The organism is Victivallis lenta, assembly GCF_009695545.1.
GTDB lineage: Bacteria > Verrucomicrobiota > Lentisphaeria > Victivallales > Victivallaceae > Victivallis > Victivallis lenta.
On record NZ_VUNS01000014.1, the window covers coordinates 1 to 19,264 of the forward strand.

The following is a 19,264-nucleotide window of genomic DNA, read 5'->3' on the forward strand; positions in this document are numbered from 1 at the left end:
GTAAATTTGACTATGGGAGAGTAGCACGGTGCCGGGAATTTTTTTACCCGCCTTGACGTTTCGCACACGTTAAGGCGGGTCTTTTTTTGGCGCGGAACAGGACGCTCGTCCCACTGGCGCACCATGGCTTCGGAAAGGGAAGGCGCGCCCCCCCTTCCGGGGCGCCGTCTTTCTGCGCATTCGCGCAGCAGACCCGGCGGGCTCACCAGCCGAATCTTCGAGTCGGTTTATGAGCCCGCCGGTACGCACGCTGCCTTGACGCGCGGACAGGCGGACTTCGCTGCTATTCGATGATGCGTTCGAGTTTGATTGTGCCGATGCCGCCGCGATTGTCTTCTCCGGTTATCAGATCGATCGGGGCGTGGATGTTGAACATGAAGCCGTCCGGACCGTATTTGTCATCGAGTCCGTGTGCAAATTTCTCCTCCGCCGCGGCATGGAGAACACGGCCGATCACAAGTGCGGTCTTCCCTGCTCCGGACAGGTCGAGCACCTTCTCCTTCCGGCACTCAAGCGTGAGAAATGCCTCCGCAATGCGCGGTGCGTTGACGGCGGCGGCCTTTTCTTCCGTGAAACCGCCGGTTCGGAATTCATCCGAATCGCATTCGTTGTGTCTGATGGTTCGTTCGAGCGCATCGTAATGGCGGGCCGCAAGGAAATTAACGCAGAACTCCCCCGAGCGCAGGATGTCGGCAAATGCGTGTGTATGCTGGTATAATCCGGCCAGAATTGCGAAGAAACCGTCGCCGTCTCCCTGAAAGCTGCTCCAGGAGTGAAAGTTCACATTCGGCAGGCCGTTCTCCTTGAAAGTGGTCACGGCAAACAGCACATGCGGAATGCCTGTCACATACTCGAAGTGGGAAAAGATTTCGTATTGGCCGGGCCAGTATTCGTTGAAATTTGCCGGGCGCTCTGTTCCGATTTCGATCTTCATAAGTTACCTCCTGCTGGTTGTGCCGGAGGTAAAATACTGGATGCTTCGGCGTTTGTCCAGCCTGCGCCGCGATCATTGCGCGATTTTGAGATCGGCAACCAGCGGCAGATGGTCTGAGTAGAGGACAGGGATCACTTCGAAGTGTTCGACTTCGATTTGCGGGGAGACCAGGATGTAGTCGAGCTGCTTCAGCGGCTTCCAGGCCGGATAGGTCGCCTGATGCGCGGTGTTGGCGTTGACGAGCCCCGTGTCGCGCATGAATTCCGCGAGCTCGGCGTTTTCGCCGCGGAAGGTGTTGAAGTCTCCGGCCAGCACGATCGGGCGTCCCTTCGGCAGCAGTTCGCGCAGATAGTCCAGCTGCCGCACCCGGACCCGGCGCGACAGCCCGAGGTGGACCAGAAAGACCGTGATTCCGTCGCTCTCGCGTTCGAGAATCAGTTTCTTGGTTCCGCATGGAAAATAGTGTTTCTTCTCCTCCGAATCGCTTCGGGCCAGCAGGGCGTTGGTCTGGCTTTTGAGGTACGGCATCCGGCTCAGAAATGAAGTCGGGCCGTATTTCGAATCCGGTTTCGGCACGGTCAGGACCTCTTCGCTCAGCAATTGCGCCAGCTTTTCCGGATGACTGAGCCCGGAGGTCCGCCAGCTTCCGGAATCCGCTTCGACCAGCCCGATCACATCCGGCTGCAGATCGTAGACCAGCCCGACGATCTGGCTGAAGTGAAAGGCGCTGGTGCGCAGATAGCGGTGGACGGTTAGCAGCCGTTTGGCCTCTCCCCCCGGACAGCCGGTGCCGTAGGCGATGTTGTAGACGAGCAGCCGCATGATTTCGACCCGGCCTCCTTATTTGAGGACGCGCAGTGCGAGGTCGACGTTTCCGAACGGTGCGCTGACCTGAATTCCCTGCACACGATCGCGGATTGCGGCGATGCTTTCGCGCGCGATTTCAAGCCCCGCTTCGCGCTGCTCCTCCTTCGTGCCGGCGGCGGCCATGCGCTTCATGACCGCATCCGGGACCACGACGCCGGGGACTTCGGTCTTCATGAACTCCGCATTGCGGTAACTCACGAGCGGCCAGATTCCGGCGATGAGCGGTGTTTTCAAATGGGCGATCCGGTCGAGGAACGCAAAAAGCGTTTCTATCGCGAAAACCGGCTGGGTGATGATGAATTCGGCTCCGGCTTCGACTTTTTCGCAGGTCCGGCGGTATTCGCGTTCAAGGTCGATTGCGCTCGGATCGGCGCCGACGCCGATGACTGCGCGGGTCGGTGCGCTGATCGATTTTCCGCCGAGGTCGATGCCGCGGTTCATGCGCGACTGGATCTTGACCAGCCCGATCGAATCGACGTCGAAAACGCCGGAACTGAACGGATAGTCGCCGAGTTTCGGCGGGTCGCCCGTGATGAACAGAATGTTGTTGATCCCCATGCCGGCGCAGCCGAGCAGGTCGGCCTGAAGCCCGATCACGCTCTTGTCGCGGCAGCAGCAGTGCAGTACGGTTTCGATGCCGACCTGCTGCTGAATCGCGACGGCGGCGGCGAACGGACTGATGCGGGCGCTGGCGCGCGGACCGTCCGGCAGATTGACCGCGTCGATTCCCGCCTCTTTGCATTTGCGGGCGCCGGCGACGGTGGAGGCAAGGTCGAAGCCGCGCGGCGGTGTGATTTCGACCGACGTGACGAATTTTCCGGCGGCGAGCTTTGCACCGAGGCTGGATTTCTCCGCGAGCGGGACGGGTTCCTTGAGGTCGCATTCCACGATTTCGACCTTCGGCAGTTCCTGTTTTTCTGCCCGCATGAGCGGTTTGATCGTGCGGGCCAGTTCGCGGATATGGGCCGGAGTGATGCCGCAGCAGCCGCCGATGGCGGCCGCGCCGAGCATGGCGTAGCGCTTGGCGTAGGTGCTGAAATATTCGGCGCTGGTCATATAGATCATACGGCCGTCGACGCCGCGCGGCTGCCCCGCGTTCGGCTGGACGATGACCGGCAGTTTAGTCCGTTTGACGAGAATCTCGAGTTCCCCGAGCGTCGACTCGGGGCCTCCGCCGCAGTTCAGGCCGATCGCGGTCGGACGCTGCCCGGGGAAGGTGGAGATGAGACGGCCGAATTCGGAAATCCCGTCGCCGCTGTGATTTTCGGCGTGGCGGTCGACCGCGAAACTCAGGACGTAGACGAGCTCCGGAAACGCTTTTACGGCTTCGAGCGCGGCGGCGAGATCAATCGTCGTGCGCAGCGACTCGAAAATGATGAAGTCCACGACGGGGGCGAGCGCTTCGAGCTGTTCGACGAGAATCGAATCCCGGCTGCGGGTGTCGGCCGCCGACTCCGGCTCCCCGATCGGACCGACCGAACCGGCCACGAGCACACTGCCTTCGAGCCCGGCCTCCCGGACCGCCTGTCGGGCGAGTTCGGCTGAGGCGCGGTTGATCGTTGCGGTCTGGTCGGCCAGGCCGAATTTGCCGAGGCGGCGCGCATTCGCGTTGAAGGTGTTCGTGGTCAGCACCTCGGCCCCCGCGTCAAGGTACTGGCGGTGAATATCGAGAATCACATCCGGATTCGTGACCGAGAGCTGTTCGAACGAGGCGTTGACGAAAAAATTGCGGCGGTATATCTCGGTTCCGATCGCGCCGTCGAAAATCACCAGCGACTCCGCCAGCTTGCGTTGCAGACAATTCATGGTATCGTTCCAATTGGGTTGCTTTTTAGTAATCAGGTATATAAAATACAGCATCCGCTCCGGTTATTCAATGAAAAAGCCGCTTTTTTTACGGAAATGGCTTGACTTTGACAATGAAAATGGGTATAATATATTCAAATCAGAAAATAATAAATTCATATTTGAACAACTTGGCTTCTGAATGGCGGAAAACACAATACCTGCGGTGGAAAAGGCTGTGGCGGTCCTGACCCGGCTCGGGGAGTCGGAGGGGGGGCTGACTCAGGCGGAGCTGGCTGCAGCGCTCGACATTGCGCCGAGCAGCTGTTACCGGATTTTGCAGACTCTGCTCGAAGCGGACTGGGTCTGCAAGATCGGAGGAACACGGTACGACCTTTCTTTCGGAATACTCGGCGCGGTCCGGAAGCTGACCGACCGGAATGCGCGTTACGAGGCGATGCTGCCGGTTCTCGAAGAGCTGGCGGCGCAAACCGGGCTTTGCTGCAAGCTCTCCGTGCGGCGCGGAGAGTTCCAGCTGCCGATTCTGCGGGCCGAGTCGCCGCGCCCGATGGCGGTATCAGGACGGGTCGGCGTACGGTTTCCTGTGGCCGAAGGGTCGGTCGGCGCCGCGCTGCTGGCGGCGGCTCCTGCTGCCGAGGTCGAGCGCCTCGGGCAGAGCTGCGCGGAGTCAACCGGAGTGGCGGAAGCGCCGGAGCTGGTGCGGGACGGGATCGCGGCCATCCGCCGCCGGGGGTTCTGCTTCAACCGCGGCCGCAACCGCTGGCGGGTCGATGCGATGTCGTCCCCTGTGCTCGATGCGGAGGGGGGCGTCATTGCCGCCTTGACGCTGCTCGGCTGCGATGAGGATTTCCGCGACGACAAGCTGCCGGAACTTGCCGGAAAGCTGCTCGACGGGGTGAAGAAGTGCGAACGCATTTACAATAAGGAACAGGAGCTGCGGTAATATGGCAAAGATCGATCCATCCACCCTCAAAATCACCGATATGCGCTTTGCGGACATCGACGGGGCGCCGAAGCGCTGCACGCTGATCAAGCTTTATACGAACCAGGGGCTGATCGGCTACGGCGAAGTCCGCGATGCGTCGAGCCGCACCTATGCGGCGATGTTGAAAAGCCGCATTCTCGGGGAAAATCCGTGCAATGTCGACAAAATCTTCCGCCGCATCAAGCAGTTCGGCGGCCACTCGCGGCAGGCCGGCGGCGTCTGCGGCATCGAAGTCGCGCTCTGGGACCTCGCCGGAAAAGCCTGGGGCGTCCCGGTCTGGCAGCTGCTCGGCGGGAAATTCCGCGACCGGGTCCGCATCTATTGCGATACCGATTCGGAGGGCGGCGGCCGCGACATGGGCAAGGCGCTGCGGGAGCGCATGGCGCAGGGATACACCTTTTTGAAAATGGATCTCGGCATCGAGCTCCTGATGGGGAAGGAGGGGTGTCTCTCCGCGCCGCTCGGATTCCTTGAAAAGATGCGCGAATACAGGAAAACCGTCTTTACGACGCCGCACGGCTCGATCGATCCGCGTGCGATGCGCGGAGAGGCGTACGACCTCTTCAATACCGCACACGGTTTTACCGGCATTCATCTGACCGAAAAGGGGTTGGACTGTCTCGAGCAGTATATGGCCGATGTCCGCGCCGAAGTCGGTTACGAGATCCCGATCGCGATCGACCACCTCGGCCACATTCCGCTTGAGGACTGCATCAAGCTTGCGAAGCGGCTTGAGAAGTACAACCTCGCCTGGATGGAGGACCCGGTGCCCTGGCAGTTGACCGACCAGTACCGGCGGCTCGCCGAAGCGACGACGGTTCCGATCGGAACGGGTGAGGACATTTATCTGAAGGAAAACTTTCTGCCGCTCCTGAAATCGGGCGGTCTTGCGGTGGTTCACCCCGACGTGCTGACTGCCGGCGGCATCCTCGAGACGCACAAGATCGGCGACATGGCCGAAGATTACGGCGTCCAGATGTCGATCCACATGGCCGAGAGTCCCGTCGCCTGCATGGCGGCGGTTCACGTTGCGGCGGCGACGCGGAACTTCATGTCGCTTGAGGTTCATTCGGTCGATGTCCCGTGGTGGGAGGATCTGGCGGCCGGTCTGCCGAAGCCGCTGATCCGCAACGGATATATCGATGTGCCGGATGCGCCGGGGCTCGGCATCGAGGCGTTGAACGAGGAGCTGATCCGGAAAAAGCTCCATGCGGATTTTCCGGAGGCCTGGGCGCCAACGGATGAGTGGGATAAAGAGTGGGCCAACGACCGGCAGTGGAGCTGAAAGGAGCATCGTCATGTTTGTCAAGGGAATCAGTTTCGGGTTTATGGCCCGCAACGGCTATTACCGCAGCCCGGAAGGACGGCGGGAGATCGAAAATATCTGCGCGCTCGGCGTGAACTGGGTCGCCCTGATCGCGACCGTCATGCAGGACACCTGGTATTCGACGAAGATGTACCACGACTTCGCGTTCTCTCCCTCCGACGAGGAGCTCGCCGAGACCGTGAAAACCTTCAAGGCACATGGCATCAAGGTGATGCTGAAGCCGATGATCGAGTGCCACGACAGCATCTGGCGCGGAAACATCAGTTTCCCCGAAAAGCAGATGATGATTCAGGGCATCGAAACCGACTACTGGGGCGAATGGTTCCGCAACTATTCGGACTGCATGGCGCACTACGCCCGCTTTGCCGAAGATCACGGCATCGAGCTCTTCTGCGCCGGATGCGAGCTTATGGGCTGCGAGCCGCGCGAGGAACACTGGCCCGGCGTCATCGAGCGGATCCGTTCGATCTATCACGGCCCGGTGACTTACAATGCGAACCAGTATTTCCCCGGCAGCCCGTTCGTGCGCAAGTGGTTCAGCCTGCTCGATCTGCTCGGCGTGAGCTTCTACACCGGCACGCCGCGGCCGAATCCGACGCCGGACGAGATTGCCGCCGACCTCCGGCCGAACGTCGACGCACTCGCGGAAGTGGCCCGGGAGACCGGTGTGCCGCTCTTCTTCGCCGAATGCGGAGCGCGCTCGGTCGAAAAGGGGACCGAGCAGCCGTGGATGTACTCGAATTCCGGCGCTTACGACGGGATGGCCCAGGCGAACTATCTCGAGGGCGTGGTCAAAGCTTTTACGCCGCGCCCCTGGTGGCACGGACTCATGTGGTGGAAGTGGGACGAGCAGCAGAAGCGCCCACACTACGTGCAGCCGGGCGGCGACACCGGTTTCACGATCCACGGCAAGCCTGCCGCCGAAGTCATGCGCCGCTGGTGCGCGGAGGGAGGCGACCGGTGAAGCTCGGGATGATGCTGCCGGTCAAACCGGATATCAAATGGACGCTCGCCCGTCAGATCGGCATCGAATATGCGGTCACCAAAGCCGCGCCGGAACTCTCCGGGCAGCTGCCGCCGTGGGATTTCGACTCCCTGCGGCAGACCGTCCGGCGTTTCGAAGAGCATGGTTTCCGGCTCTATGCGCTCGAGGGTGACGAGTTCGATATGGGCCGGATCAAGCTCGGACTGCCCGGGCGCGACGAGGATATCGAGCATTATCGCATGATGTTGAAGAATATGGGGCGTCTCGGGCTCCGGCTGCTGTGCTACAATTTCATGGCCGGAGTCGGCTGGTTCCGCACCCGTTTCGACCGTCCGGAGCGGGGAGGGGCGCTGACCAGCGAGTTCAACCGGGCCGACCTGCCGCCGGAACCGGAAGCGGTCATCACGCAGGAAGAGCTCTGGCGGAACTATGAATATTTCATCCGCGCCGTCGTTCCGGCCGCCGAGGAAGCGGGCGTGCTGCTCGGGCTGCATCCGGACGATCCGCCGATTCCGCAACTGCGCGGATACGGCCGCATTTTCATCTCGGCCGACGCTTACCGCCGCGCTCTGTCGATCGTCGACAGCCCGAATCACGGCGTGACCTTCTGCCAGGCGACATTCCGCGCGATGGGGGAGGACGTCTTTGCGCTTGCCGCCGAATTCTGCCGGAAAAAGAAGCTCTTCTTCTTCCATTTCCGTGACATCGAGGGGAATGCGGAGTGCTTCCGCGAAACCTTCCACGATAACGGGCCGACCGATATGGCATCTCTTCTGAAACTGCTGAAGGACAACGGATTTGATGGACTTCTCCGCCCGGATCACACGCCGACCCTCGCGGGCGAGAGCAACGACAATCCCGGTTACGAAATGCAGGGCAATTTGTTTGCCGCCGGTTATATCCGCGGCATTCTCGACGCATTGAACCTCTCATAACGATAAGGAGATGGTATGTCAATACCATACGAAATATTAACACTGCCTTTCTCGGAGGTGTGAGTACGGCGGAGCCGCACGGAATACCGGAGACGAGCACGACACTGCGTGTCGGGCATGGTCTTTTGAGACGAGCACGACACTGCGTGTCGGGCATGGTCTTTTGAGACGAGCACGACACTGCGTGTCGGGCATGGTCTTTTGAGACGAGCACGACACTGCGTGTCGGGCATGGTCTCTTCAGAGAGCGGGGCCCTCGAAAAGTATCATCCGTCGCGCAAGCGCTGTGGATGACAAGCCCGACTTGTCCTCCGCAGCCTCGGCGAAGGAGGAAGGGTGGCAACTTTTTGGAAAAATATCAACAATGCCTTTCTCGAAGGTGTGAGTACGGCGGGGCCGCACGGAACACCGGAGAGCGGGGCCCCCGAAAAGTACCCGAAGCTTTTGGGCTGTAAGCCCAAAAGACCCGAGGCCCGTGGCCGAAGGGTGGCAACTTTTTGGGGAACAATAGGAGGATACAGGATGACGGAATACAAGGCTCCGCAGCTTTCGCAGGCGGAAATCGACGAGGCGTTCTCCGACGCCTACCGGGCGTTGTGGAACGACGACGAGCAGCGGCGGATCGACGCCGACATCGAAAAGCATCGCAAGGCCGACGGGCTGTTTCAGTTGCCCGCTTCCGCCGCCGGACGCGAAGTCAGGGTCGAGCAGTTGTCGCACGATTTCGTTTTCGGCGCACACATTTTCAACTTCGACCAGCTCGGCTCCGACGAGCGCAACGCGCGCTATAAAGAGCTTTACGGCACGCTCTTCAACTCCGCGACGATCGCGTTCTACTGGAAGCAGCTTGAACTGGAGGAGGGGCGTCCGCGCTTCCGCGCGGAATACCGCGATACGGCGGAGTTCTGGAATCGCTGCGGCGACCCGCAGCGCCAGCCGCACTGGCGCCGCCCCGCGGTCGATCCGGTCGTGGAGTTCTGCCTGTCGAAGGGAATCCGGCTGCACGGGCACACGCTCGTGTGGGGCAGCAACCGCTGGCAGATTCCGGACTGGCTCATCAACAAAATCCCGTTCGATTACCTGAAAAAAGCGAACCTCGAGCACAATCCGAAGGATAATACGCTGCTCAGCGAAGCGACCGGGTGCGCATTCGAAGGGATGAGCGCGAAGGAGATGGAGAAGGCGCTTCCCGAATACACGACGCTCATCAACACGCTGACGGCGAAACGCATCATCGAAATCGCGATGCGGTACGGCGATAAAATCGACAGCTGGGACGTCGTCAATGAGAGCGCCGGGGACTTCGGCAGAGGCGGCATGGTTCCCGGCTCGAAGCTCTGCAAAAGCTGGTACGGCCCGATGCCGGGCGACTACACCTTCCGCGGCTTCAAGATCGCCGAAGGGGTCTTCCCGCCGGAGGCGAAGCTCAACATCAACGATTACAACCTCGGCGAGGATTATGTGCGGCAGGTGCGCAGCTTGCGTGCCCGCGGCTGTAAAATCGATATCATGGGGGCTCAGATGCACCTGTTCGATCCGCAGATCTGCCGGGATATCGCCGACGGGAAAAGCCTGGTGCAGTCGCCGCGCGAGGTCCGCGAGACGATCGGGCGCATCGGCCGGGCCGGGCTGCCGATTCATCTTTCGGAGATCACGATCACTTCCCCCGGCGGCGACCGGCGCGGCCAGGTCGTGCAGGCGGAGATCGCCCGCAACCTCTACCGGCTCTGGTTCAGCCTCGAGCCGATGATGGGAATCACGTGGTGGAATGTCGTGGACGGCTGCGGCGCGCCGGGCGAACCGGCGGTTTCCGGCCTCTTCACGCGCGACATGGAGCCGAAGCTTTCGTATTTCGCGCTCGACGGCCTCATCAACCGGGAATGGCGCACGAACACGGTCTGCACGGCCGATGCAGATGCGCTTGCGGCCTTCCGGGGATTCCGGGGCCGTTACCGCCTGAGCTGGGCCGGTGCGGACGGCTGTGAGGAGTCGCTGATCTGCCATCTCAAATGAGGACTGTCTTCAACGGATTCCATAACCATAACGAAGGAGAAATGAAAATGCCGTCACTGCAGGACATGAGACAGAAAGCGAAAGAGGCCGGGCTGATGAAGCTCGACCGGCTGATCGCGACCCGCCAGCACATCCCGGCCAATGAATTCCCGGTGCCGCTTACGGAACTCTGCGAGCGTTACGAAAAGCTTTATACCGGCTGCATCAACGACGTCATGCGCGAACTGTGCCTGCTGAATCAGAATCTGCCGTCGGAGATCATGCCGCTGCGCGACGAGATGACCGTCTGCGGCGAGGCGTTCACCGTGAAGAGCGCCCCGAACGTGATGATCGAGGGCGAGATGACCTTCCGCGCCCAGATGCTCGACGAAATGAAGCCGGGCGGTCTGGTCGTCTGGGACACTTCCGAGGACACCGAGGCTTCGCTGTGGGGAGGCGTGATGACCGCTACCGCCATTTCGAAAGGCATCCGCGGCGCGGTCATCTCCGGCGGAATCCGCGACACGAAGCAGATTCTCGAGCAGAAGTTTCCGATTTTTTACAAGTACCGCACCAGCAACGGTTCGCTCGGACGCTGCATGATCACGCACTATCAGGTTCCGGTGCGGATCGGCAAGGTGACCGTCCGTCCCGGCGACATCATCTTCGGCGACATCGACGGCGTCTTGTGCATCCCGCGCGAAATCGCCTATGACGTGCTGCTGCGCGCTGAAGGGATCGAACGCAACGAAATCGATATTTTCTCCTGGGTCCATCAGGGGGATTCCATCGCCGAGATCATTGAAAAGGGCGGCTACTTCTGAGGCGGGCAACGGCATGAACAACTTTATCTCATCGATGTTCGACCTCTCCGGCCGGACCGCGCTGGTGACCGGTTCGAGCCGCGGCATCGGCCGTGCGATTGCGGAAACGTTTTCGCGGGCCGGCGCGAGGGTGCTGGTGCACGGCTGCCGGGAGAGCGATGTGCTGCGCGAGGCCGCCTGCGCATGCGGCGGCATTCCGGTCACCGGCGACCTGACGGACTCGGCCGGCGTCGAAGCCCTGATCGAACAGGTCCGCAACGCCGTTCCGGCGCTCGACATCCTCGTGCTGAATGCTTCCGTGCAGCGCTATGTGACGCTCGACGAATTCGACGAAGCCGAGTTTCTGCGCGAGTTTCAGGCCAATGTCGGCGCCGCTTTCCGGCTCGTCCAGGCTTTCGCGCCCGCGATGTGCGAACGGAAGCACGGGCGGATCATCATCGTCGGCAGCGTGAATCAGTTCCGTCCGTCGCCGCGGCTGACCGTCTATTCGGCGACCAAGGCCGCGCTGGTCAGCCTGACCGTCAACGCCGCAAAAAGCTATGCGCCGCACGGGGTAACGGTGAACAACCTCGTGCCGGGAGTCATCCTGACCGACCGCAACGCGGAGGCGCTGAAGAGCGACTCCTACCGCGGCATGATCCTCGGGCAGATTCCGGCCGGCGTGTTCGGGGAGCCCGGCGACTGCGCCGGAGCCGCGCTTCTGCTGGCGTCGGAGGCCGGGCGCTACATCACCGGCATCGAGCTGCCTGTGACCGGAGGCATGCATTTGTAGGCATGCCCGATTTCGGCGGAAAAACTGAAATCTGTCCGGTCGGCGGGCAGATTTTGCGGTTTCGGGTTTGATTCCTGACGGTTTCGTGCTACATTGTATACCATGGTATTCAACTACATGTAATGTTCAGGAATCAACATGAAACCGCATGCCGTATTTTTTTGCCGGAACGAAGAAAGTGTCAAGTATGTCTATACGCCGGAACAAATTGCGGAGATCGGCCGTCTGACCGATCTCCGTCCCGGCGTCTTCCATGAAGAGGCGCTGGAGAAAGGGGAGCTCGGGGATGTCGAGCTCTTTTTCTCGACCTGGGGAATGCCCGCCCTCACGCCGGAGCAGCTGGCCCGTCTGCCGAAGCTGAAGGCCGTTTTTTATGCGGCCGGGGCGACCGACGGTTTCGCCCGTCCGCTTTTCGCACGCAACATCAAGGTATTGAGCGCCTGGCAGGCCAACGCGATTCCGGTCGCGGAGTTCTGCACGGCGCAGATCATGCTCGGACTCAAGGGATATTTCCGCAACACGCGCAGCATCAAATGCCGGGACGACTGGGCGAAGGCGCATGCGATGGCCGGCCCCGGCTGTTACGGGGAGACCGTCGCGCTGATCGGCGCCGGGGCGATCGCCACGCTGACGAAGAAGATGCTCGAACAGAACAACGTCAACGTCATCATCATCCCGTCCCGCGCCGAGCGGCGCACCGTTTCGCTCGAGGAGGCGTTTTCGAAGGCGTTCGTAGTCAGCAACCACCTGCCGAACCGCAGCGACAACATCGGCGTCCTGAACGGAAAGCTTTTTGCGTCGATGCGCGAGGGGGCCGTTTTCATCAATACCGGGCGCGGCGCGCAGGTCAACGAAGCGGAGCTGATCGAGGTGCTTGAGAAGCGGCCGGACCTGACGGCGCTGCTTGACGTCATGCACCCGGAACCCCCCGAGGACGGCTCGAAGCTTTATACGCTGCCGAACGTCAGGCTCTCGACCCATATCGCCGGTTCGATCAATGACGAGGTTCACCGCATGGCCGACTATATGATCGAAGAGCTCAGGCGCTATCTGGCCGGTGAACCGCTGGTTTACGAAGTCAGCGAGTCGATGCTGCTGACGAGCTAGAAGAGATTGCAAGGTTCCGGGAGGGAAGGAATCCGGTCATGAAGAAATTTCTGGTTTTTCTGTTTGCCGTTTTTGCGATGCTGGCCGCATATGCGGCCGAGCTGGACGGGCTGATCGATGCGCGCGCCGAGCTCTGGAAGATGTCCGGCCAGACCGTGATGAAGAATTATCCGGATTTGTTCGTCTGGATGGATCAGGGCAGGACGCGTCTGCGTTATAACGTGAGGGAAAATCGGGCGCCGCTGACGCTGTTCGGGCGACGTGTGCTGGAAGTCATTATCGACGTGAAGGATGAGAAGATCTGCGAACTGAACGTCTCCGTCTACAATCGGGGAGATGCCGGGGAGATTCCGAAGAAAACGTTCGATGCGCTGCTGGACGCTGCCGAAAATCGGCTGGCCGGTCTCGCCGGCCGGGAAAATGTTCCTCAGACGCAGAACGTTTCGGTCGAAGGCTCGCGGATTCGTTCCAAGGTGTGGCGCACGGATGCGTATGATGTGGTCATGCGCTGGAGTTATACCCGGAGCGTACCGGAGTTTCTGGCCATCGACTTCTTTCCGGCCGGCGGCGCGCCGAAATCGCTCCGTGAGGGGCTGAAGACCACGGTCGCAACTTCGGAGCTCGACAAGAGACTGATCAACGATGAGGACGGTTCGCGCTACATGACCGTTCCGATGGTGGACCAGGGGGCGAAGGGGTATTGCGTCGCGGCGACGGTCGAACGGATTCTGCGCTATTACGGTTCGAACATCGACCAGCACATGATCGCCAAGCTGGCCGAATCCGACGCGCAGCGCGGCACGAACATCAACAAGATCGTCGAGGTGCTCGAGGGCAACCAGGTCAAGCTCGGAATCCGTTACAGGAAACTCTATCAGTACAGCGATCTCGACACCTACAGCGATTTCAAGGGCATGATCAACAGCTACAATACGATCGCCCGCCGGATGAAGCTTAAGAAGATCGATTTCAACGACTATGTCTATATCGTCGACCGGACGAAATACCTGTCTTACGGCGCTTTGATGAAGTCGCTCGATTTCAAGGTGTTCCGGGAGCTCCGCAAAAAAGACAAAGGCGACAACAGGGATTTCCTCGAGGCGGTGAAGGAGAACATCGACGAGGGGATTCCGCTCTGCTGGTCGACCTTCATCTTTCCGGGCGTCGGCGGCAGCGGCGGTTCGGAGTTCGGCATGCATATGCGGATCATCACCGGCTACAACACGAAAACCGGGGAGATCATCTACTCCGACAGCTGGGGCGCCGAGCATGAGAAGAAGGTCATGAAGCCCGAAGACGCCTGGGGCATCACAGTCAACCTGATCGCACTTGAGCCGCGCCGCCGGAACGCGAAATAGAGGGGGAATTCCATGAAGCGCGTCTTCCTGCTGTTGCTTCTGGCATTGGGTTTTTCCGCGGCGGGGGCGGAACCGCTCGAACGCAATGGCCGCTGGCCGAGCCCGACGCTGATGAAACGTCACGGCGCGCAGGAGGACCCTTTCGTTTATCTTCAAAAAATCGGAGTCAGAAAGCGTCCGGCCAAACTGGTCTATGCCGGAAGCATGCTGCATTATTGGGACACTGCGGAAAATGTCGATAAGATTCAGAAAAAGATCGAAGATCGGCTGAGATCCCTTTCCAAATCTTTGGCTGACAGTGATTTCTCCGGTTTCAAGAAGGAACTGGAGGCCGGATCGCCGTCGACGGGCCTTTATTACGGTCCCGGGCGGCGCGGCCGGAACGGGCGGAGCTGAGACGATGGAGGCCCGCGGCCGGGGGCCGGTAAAAGGAGATGGTATGTCAATACCATCGAAATATTAACAATGCCTTTCTCGAAGGCGTGAGTACGGCGGAGCCGCACGGAGCACCGTAGAGCGGGGCCCCCGAAAAGTATCATCCGCAGCCTCGGCGAAGGAGGAAGGGTGGCAGCTTTTCGGGGAACATGGGAGAATCTATGCTTGATTTTATCAAGGCGGTTGCGCGTGAGGCGGGCCGCACGGCGATGCAGTACTTCGACGGCGTCCGTCCGAACGACGTTCACGCCAAGGCGTCGCCGAAGGATATGGTTTCGGCGGCGGATGTCGCGGTCGAAGAACTGATCGTCAGCCGTATCCGGGAACGGTTTCCGGGGCACGGCGTTTTCGGCGAGGAGTCCGGCCGAAGCGGAATGCATGCGGAACACACCTGGGTGATCGACCCGATCGACGGTACGCAGTCCTTCATCAAACATCATCCGTATTTCTCGATTTCGATCGCGTATTGCGAAGGCGGCCGCACGACGGCGGGCGTGGTTTACGCTCCGGCGCTCGGGTTGTTGTTTGCGGCGGAGCGCGGCGGCGGAGCGCGGCTGAATGACGAGCCGATCCATACCGCACGCTGTTCGGCGCTCGATGAGGCGGCCTGCGTGACCGGCTTCGGCTGCGTCCGGCTCGGACGCAGGGTGAACAACATCGAATATTTCGCCCGGATCGTTCCGCATCTGCGCGACATCAAGCGCTGCGGTTCGGCCGCGCTCGATCTGGCCATGACCGGCGCGGGCGTCTATGACGCCTATTGGGAAATGGCGCTTCAGCCCTACGATGTGGCGGCGGGCGCGCTGATCGCCGAAGAAGCGGGCGCGCTGGTCCGCGACCTGCACGGCGGTTTCCGCTACCCGGAGGAGGGAGTGATCGCGGCCAATCCGGCGCTGCTGGCGAAACTCCTGCCGTTTTTTCACGACCTGCCGGAGAACCCATGCTGACGCGCGAGCTTCTGCGGTTTCAGCGGCGGAGCGGTTTCCGCCCCGCCTTCGTCGATCCGGCCGAGCCGAAGCTCGTCGAGTTCGCCTCCGAGCTTCTGGCCGCCTACGAGGGCGCGGTCGGGTCGCGGATGCGCCGGGCCGAGCAGGAAGAGCTGGTCGATGTTCTGCTGAAGGGCGCGCGCGACCCGAAACTGGCAGCCGGACTCAACAAGCTGATTCTCGACCGCTGTTCGTTCGACCCTGTGCGTTCCGTCGATTATCCGGCTGAGCGCCGGAGACTGTTCGAAGCGGCCGCCGCGGCGCTTCCGGGCGCCGGCGGCAGCATCGAAGCCTACCGCGAAGCGCTGCTGGCCCGGGAAGGGGCCGGAGAGTTCATGGCCTCCGACATCTACGGGGATTTGCCGGACAACGAGCGGCTGACCGGCTGGCGGCCGCTCTATCCGGCCGAACTTCTGCACCGCTACAATATCGCCCTGGTGCAGGGGCTGCTTGTCTATGCGGACGATCTCGAGGTGACGGCGGCGGATTCGAATCCGGCCGAACTGCGGCGGCTCTTCAAATATCTGCGCTTTTTCCGGCTGCTGGCCGAGATCCGCCGTCTGAAGCCGAAAGGGAAGGGGAAGGTTGCGGTCGGCATGAAGATATCGGGGCCGTTTTCGATCTTTGCGAACACCCGCAAATATGCGCTTCAGCTCGCCGCGTTTTTTCCGGCCCTGGTCAATCTGGAGAGCTGGAGCCTTTCGGCGGAGATCAGGCTCGACGGGCGCGCCGGGGCGCTGAAGCTCGACCAGGGCTGCGGCCTCGTTTCGCACTACCGGAACTTCTCAAGCTATGTGCCGGAGGAGATCCGGATGTTTCACAAGCTCTTCAGAGAGCAGGTGTCCGACTGGAAGATCGTCGGCGAATCGCCGTTCCTCGACGGCGGCGGGCAGGAGATCGTCTTTCCGGATCTGTCGTTCCGGCGCGAGGCCGACGGGCGCACGATTCACCTGGAGCTGTTCCACCGCTGGCACCGCGGCCAGCTCGACCGGCGGCTTGCGCTTCTGGAGCAGAAGCCCGACATGCAGCTGCTGGTCGGCGTCGACCGCGCTCTGGCCGACGATGCGGCGTGGAAGGTTCTGGAAACGGACCATCCGGCACTGGCCGGACGGCTGTTCCGCTTCCGGGACTTTCCCGGCGTCGACCGGGTCCGGCGCGTGCTCGACGCGTTTGCAGAAACCAATTCCGGGGAGAAAAAGAGATGCAGAAAAAGTATGCGAACCTGACGGAACTCCACAAGGATCGGGATCATGTGATCCTGACCGCGCACCGCGGCGCTTCGGCCGATTGCCCGGATAACACGCTGCCGGCCTTCGAACGGGCGGTTGCGGCCGGGTGCGACCTCATCGAATTCGACCTGCGCGCGAGCAGCGAGGGGATTCCGATCGTTCTGCACGATGCGACGCTCGACCGCACTACGAACGGGAAGGGCGAACCAGAGAAGCTGACGCTGGCCGAAATCAAGCGCCTCAATGCTTCTTATGCGGTCGGGGCGGAGCGCTTCGACGAGCCGCGGATGGAAGGCGTAACCGTTCCGACTTTCGAGGAGGTGCTGGCGGCATTTTCACGCCGGACGCTGATGAATATCCAGATCTATGCGAAATCCGACGATGTCCTGCGCGAGATCTGCCGGCTCTATCGCGCTTACGGGATGTACGACCGCGGCTATCTGTCAATCAACAACCGCGAGCAGTTCGACCGGGTGCGCGAACTCGATGCCGGAATCGAAATCTGTTTCCTGCCGGGCTGGGAGAACCGTTCGACCCCCGAGGCGCTGCGGCTCTGCCGCGAACTCGGCTGCCGCTTCGTGCAGCCGGTCAGGGAGACGGTGACCGCCGGAACGGTCGCGCTCTGCCGCGAGCTCGGACTGCGTGAGAACCTGTTTTTCTGCGACGATCCGGCCGAAGCGGTCCGGCTCGCCCGGGAAGGCGTGCGCGGATTTCTGACCAACCGGATCACGGCGATGGCGCCGATTCGATATTAAATGATCGAAGTGAGCTTGCAAAAGGTGCAATTCCGTGATATTTTAATAAGAACACGCTCTAAACAATTTCAGGAGGGTTCATCAACATGAAGATCTATAACTTTGCGGCCGGTCCGGCGATGCTGCCGAAGGCGGTCATGGAAAAGGCCCAGGCCGAATTCACCAACTATCAGAACAGCGGCAGCGGACTTATGGAACTCTCCCACCGCGGCAAGCTTTTCGAGCCGGTTCTGGCCCGTGCCGAGGCGAATGTCCGCGAACTTCTGAACGTCTCCGACGATTATGCTGTGCTGTTCATTCAGGGCGGCGCGAGCATGCAGTTCGCGATGCTGGCGATGAACTTCCTGAACGGCGGCGTCGCCGATTACGTCGACACCGGCGTCTGGAGCTCGAAGGCGCTGAAGGAAGCGAAGATGTTCGGTTCGGTCAACGTCGTCGCGTCGAGCAAGGAGACGAAGTACGATCATATTCCGGCCGAGTCCGAGTGGAAGCGCACGGCCGACGCGGCTTATCTGCACATCACGAGCAACAATACGATCGCCGGCACCCGCTTCACGAAGCTGCCGAAGCCGACGCCGGGTGTGCCGATGCTTTCGGACATGTCGAGCGACATCATGTCCCGTCCGTTCGATATCAATGACTTCGGCATGGTTTACGCCGGCGCCCAGAAGAACCTCGGGCCCTCCGGCATGGCGCTGGTGATTCTCCGCAAGGATCTTGCGGCCCGCACCGACGACAGCAAGGTTCCGACCATGCTGCGTTACAGCACCTACATCGAGAACGATTCGATGTTCAATACGCCGCCGACCTTCGCAATCTACATGCTCGCGCTGGTGACTGACTGGGTCAGGGAGCAGGGCGGCCTCGCGGCGATGGAGAAGATCAACGAGGAGAAGGCGGCCTATCTGTACGATTTCCTCGACAACTCCTCCTTCTACAAGAGCCCGGTGGCGAAGGCGGATCGTTCGATCATGAACGTCGTTTTCCGCACGCCGAGCGAAGAGCTCGACGCCGCTTTCGTGAAGGAAGCGAAGGAGAACGGTCTGACCGAGCTGAAAGGCCACCGTCTCGTCGGCGGCTGCCGCGCGAGCATCTACAATGCGATGCCGATCGAAGGCGTCAAGGCGCTGGTCGAATTCATGAAGAAGTTCGAGCTGGCCAACAAGTAATCTTCGGCATGGCTGCAAAAGCCCGGCTGTTTCAGGCAGCCGGGCTTTTGTGTGTCGCCTTGCGGGATTGCCCCGGCGGACGGGGCAAGTGTGAAAGACGTTGCGATCACCAGGTTTCGGCATGAAGCCGGGCAGAGAATGGAATATCCTGCTGTTGAATGATTCTGGCGTCCGGGGCCGAGTACCCTGCGGCAAGGTAGCACGGCATCCGGTAGCCCTCCGGCGCATGGATCGTTTTCAAGACGTAAGCCTCCTCATTCATGATCGGAATGCGCAATGCACAGCTCAGGCCTTCGGCGGTCGCGGCCAGCAGGATATTCTGAATCAGGCACCAGATCGATGCGAATGAATTCAGGGAACTGATGTCTCGCGGCGCCATCAGATCGGTTCCGCCCCGAAAGAGCGGCAGAATCAGGCACCGGCTTTGCGAAAGCATCTTCACCTGCTTCGGAAGTGCATCGTAATACATGGACTTCTGGCATTCCGTCGCCGTCTCCCAGTGATTGATGATGTCTGTCTGGACTTCCGCGCCGCTGTTGACGTGTTTCAGCACTTCGGCGATGCGCTTCGGGTCGCGGAGGACAACGAAGTGCCAGTCGCGCGCATGATCATGCGATGGAGCTTTCACTCCGGCTTCCAGAATGCGGTTCAGTACATCATCCGGTACGCGTTTGGTCGAGAAGTCGCGAACGGTACGGCGTTTCTGAATGGCTTCATAGAGTTCCACGGTGAAATCCTTTCCTGGTTTATGATTGTGTCCGGTTCAGCTTGTTTCCGCAACTCTCCGGTACGCGGTGC

At 60.8% G+C, this 19,264-nt stretch carries 18 protein-coding genes; 14 read left to right on the forward strand and 4 right to left on the reverse strand.

Annotated features, from left to right (window positions below):
- Positions 1 to 283: 283 nt before the first annotated feature.
- The 3 genes from FYJ85_RS12910 to FYJ85_RS12920 form a co-directional block, all read right to left on the reverse strand.
- Positions 284 to 934 (reverse strand): flavin reductase family protein, encoded by a 651-nt coding sequence (locus FYJ85_RS12910; protein ID WP_154419038.1) that lies wholly within the window; start codon positions 932 to 934, stop codon positions 284 to 286.
- A 72-nt stretch (positions 935 to 1,006) separates the two neighbouring features.
- Complete coding sequence (locus FYJ85_RS12915; protein WP_154419040.1) at positions 1,007 to 1,756, reverse strand: endonuclease/exonuclease/phosphatase family protein; 750 nt, start codon at positions 1,754 to 1,756, stop codon at positions 1,007 to 1,009.
- 18 nt (positions 1,757 to 1,774) lie between these two features.
- A complete protein-coding gene (locus FYJ85_RS12920) occupies positions 1,775 to 3,607 on the reverse strand; it encodes a bifunctional homocysteine S-methyltransferase/methylenetetrahydrofolate reductase (protein WP_158704375.1) in 1,833 nt (610 codons plus the stop codon).
- Positions 3,608 to 3,812: 205 nt separating this feature from the next.
- On the opposite strand from FYJ85_RS12920, the gene FYJ85_RS12925 reads away from it, so the two are divergent.
- From FYJ85_RS12925 to serC, 14 genes are all read left to right on the forward strand, one after another.
- Positions 3,813 to 4,550 carry an IclR family transcriptional regulator gene (locus tag FYJ85_RS12925; RefSeq protein WP_206213164.1) on the forward strand — a complete coding sequence of 246 codons (738 nt, stop codon included), beginning with the start codon at positions 3,813 to 3,815 and terminating at the stop codon, positions 4,548 to 4,550.
- Between the two features lies 1 nt (position 4,551).
- On the forward strand, positions 4,552 to 5,877 hold the full coding sequence (locus FYJ85_RS12930; RefSeq protein WP_154419044.1) for a mandelate racemase/muconate lactonizing enzyme family protein: 1,326 nt from the start codon (positions 4,552 to 4,554) through the stop codon (positions 5,875 to 5,877).
- Positions 5,878 to 5,890: 13 nt separating this feature from the next.
- Complete coding sequence (locus FYJ85_RS12935) at positions 5,891 to 6,883, forward strand: glycoside hydrolase family 113 (RefSeq protein WP_154419046.1); 993 nt, start codon at positions 5,891 to 5,893, stop codon at positions 6,881 to 6,883.
- Positions 6,880 to 7,839, forward strand: coding sequence for a mannonate dehydratase (locus tag FYJ85_RS12940; protein ID WP_206213165.1), 960 nt, complete (start codon positions 6,880 to 6,882; stop codon positions 7,837 to 7,839). The genes FYJ85_RS12935 and FYJ85_RS12940 overlap by 4 nt, the downstream gene beginning before the upstream one ends.
- A 522-nt stretch (positions 7,840 to 8,361) precedes the next feature.
- Positions 8,362 to 9,852, forward strand: coding sequence for an endo-1,4-beta-xylanase (locus FYJ85_RS12945; RefSeq protein WP_154419048.1), 1,491 nt, complete (start codon positions 8,362 to 8,364; stop codon positions 9,850 to 9,852).
- Between the two features lie 47 nt (positions 9,853 to 9,899).
- Complete coding sequence (locus tag FYJ85_RS12950) at positions 9,900 to 10,655, forward strand: RraA family protein (protein WP_206213166.1); 756 nt, start codon at positions 9,900 to 9,902, stop codon at positions 10,653 to 10,655.
- A 13-nt stretch (positions 10,656 to 10,668) separates the two neighbouring features.
- Complete coding sequence (locus FYJ85_RS12955) at positions 10,669 to 11,427, forward strand: SDR family NAD(P)-dependent oxidoreductase (protein WP_154419050.1); 759 nt, start codon at positions 10,669 to 10,671, stop codon at positions 11,425 to 11,427.
- Between the two features lie 138 nt (positions 11,428 to 11,565).
- Positions 11,566 to 12,534, forward strand: a complete 969-nt coding sequence (locus FYJ85_RS12960) for a hydroxyacid dehydrogenase (RefSeq protein ID WP_106055568.1) — start codon at positions 11,566 to 11,568, stop codon at positions 12,532 to 12,534.
- Between the two features lie 38 nt (positions 12,535 to 12,572).
- Positions 12,573 to 13,892 carry a cysteine peptidase family C39 domain-containing protein gene (locus FYJ85_RS12965; RefSeq protein ID WP_154419052.1) on the forward strand — a complete coding sequence of 440 codons (1,320 nt, stop codon included), beginning with the start codon at positions 12,573 to 12,575 and terminating at the stop codon, positions 13,890 to 13,892.
- Between the two features lie 12 nt (positions 13,893 to 13,904).
- Complete coding sequence (locus tag FYJ85_RS12970; RefSeq protein WP_154419054.1) at positions 13,905 to 14,288, forward strand: hypothetical protein; 384 nt, start codon at positions 13,905 to 13,907, stop codon at positions 14,286 to 14,288.
- 200 nt (positions 14,289 to 14,488) lie between these two features.
- Positions 14,489 to 15,274, forward strand: coding sequence for an inositol monophosphatase family protein (locus tag FYJ85_RS12975; RefSeq protein ID WP_158704377.1), 786 nt, complete (start codon positions 14,489 to 14,491; stop codon positions 15,272 to 15,274).
- The gene (locus FYJ85_RS12980) at positions 15,268 to 16,539 is read left to right on the forward strand and encodes a DUF790 family protein (protein WP_106055572.1); all 1,272 of its coding nucleotides are present in this window, start codon (positions 15,268 to 15,270) and stop codon (positions 16,537 to 16,539) included. The genes FYJ85_RS12975 and FYJ85_RS12980 overlap by 7 nt, the downstream gene beginning before the upstream one ends.
- Complete coding sequence (locus FYJ85_RS12985; RefSeq protein WP_106055573.1) at positions 16,515 to 17,297, forward strand: glycerophosphodiester phosphodiesterase; 783 nt, start codon at positions 16,515 to 16,517, stop codon at positions 17,295 to 17,297. Before FYJ85_RS12980 ends, FYJ85_RS12985 begins: the two co-directional genes overlap by 25 nt.
- 86 nt (positions 17,298 to 17,383) lie before the next feature.
- Positions 17,384 to 18,466: a 3-phosphoserine/phosphohydroxythreonine transaminase gene (gene serC / locus FYJ85_RS12990; RefSeq protein ID WP_106055574.1), complete on the forward strand. Its 1,083-nt coding sequence runs from the start codon at positions 17,384 to 17,386 to the stop codon at positions 18,464 to 18,466.
- 106 nt (positions 18,467 to 18,572) lie between these two features.
- Here serC and FYJ85_RS12995 read toward each other — a convergent pair whose 3' ends face one another.
- On the reverse strand, positions 18,573 to 19,193 hold the full coding sequence (locus FYJ85_RS12995) for a nitroreductase family protein (protein WP_206213167.1): 621 nt from the start codon (positions 19,191 to 19,193) through the stop codon (positions 18,573 to 18,575).
- Between the last annotated feature and the right edge of the window lie 71 nt (positions 19,194 to 19,264).

Excerpts from the sequence above, each read along its gene's own strand:
- FYJ85_RS12910 (WP_154419038.1), bottom strand. The coding sequence starts at position 934 with ATGAAGATCGAAATCGGAACAGAGCGCCCGGCAAATTTCAACGAATAC.
- FYJ85_RS12915 (WP_154419040.1), bottom strand. The coding sequence starts at position 1,756 with ATGCGGCTGCTCGTCTACAACATCGCCTACGGCACCGGCTGTCCGGGG.
- FYJ85_RS12920 (WP_158704375.1), bottom strand. The coding sequence starts at position 3,607 with ATGAATTGTCTGCAACGCAAGCTGGCGGAGTCGCTGGTGATTTTCGAC.
- FYJ85_RS12930 (WP_154419044.1), top strand. The coding sequence starts at position 4,552 with ATGGCAAAGATCGATCCATCCACCCTCAAAATCACCGATATGCGCTTT.
- FYJ85_RS12935 (WP_154419046.1), top strand. The coding sequence starts at position 5,891 with ATGTTTGTCAAGGGAATCAGTTTCGGGTTTATGGCCCGCAACGGCTAT.
- FYJ85_RS12945 (WP_154419048.1), top strand. The coding sequence starts at position 8,362 with ATGACGGAATACAAGGCTCCGCAGCTTTCGCAGGCGGAAATCGACGAG.
- FYJ85_RS12950 (WP_206213166.1), top strand. The coding sequence starts at position 9,900 with ATGCCGTCACTGCAGGACATGAGACAGAAAGCGAAAGAGGCCGGGCTG.
- FYJ85_RS12955 (WP_154419050.1), top strand. The coding sequence starts at position 10,669 with ATGAACAACTTTATCTCATCGATGTTCGACCTCTCCGGCCGGACCGCG.
- FYJ85_RS12960 (WP_106055568.1), top strand. The coding sequence starts at position 11,566 with ATGAAACCGCATGCCGTATTTTTTTGCCGGAACGAAGAAAGTGTCAAG.
- FYJ85_RS12965 (WP_154419052.1), top strand. The coding sequence starts at position 12,573 with ATGAAGAAATTTCTGGTTTTTCTGTTTGCCGTTTTTGCGATGCTGGCC.
- FYJ85_RS12970 (WP_154419054.1), top strand. The coding sequence starts at position 13,905 with ATGAAGCGCGTCTTCCTGCTGTTGCTTCTGGCATTGGGTTTTTCCGCG.
- FYJ85_RS12975 (WP_158704377.1), top strand. The coding sequence starts at position 14,489 with ATGCTTGATTTTATCAAGGCGGTTGCGCGTGAGGCGGGCCGCACGGCG.
- FYJ85_RS12980 (WP_106055572.1), top strand. The coding sequence starts at position 15,268 with ATGCTGACGCGCGAGCTTCTGCGGTTTCAGCGGCGGAGCGGTTTCCGC.
- FYJ85_RS12985 (WP_106055573.1), top strand. The coding sequence starts at position 16,515 with ATGCAGAAAAAGTATGCGAACCTGACGGAACTCCACAAGGATCGGGAT.
- serC (WP_106055574.1), top strand. The coding sequence starts at position 17,384 with ATGAAGATCTATAACTTTGCGGCCGGTCCGGCGATGCTGCCGAAGGCG.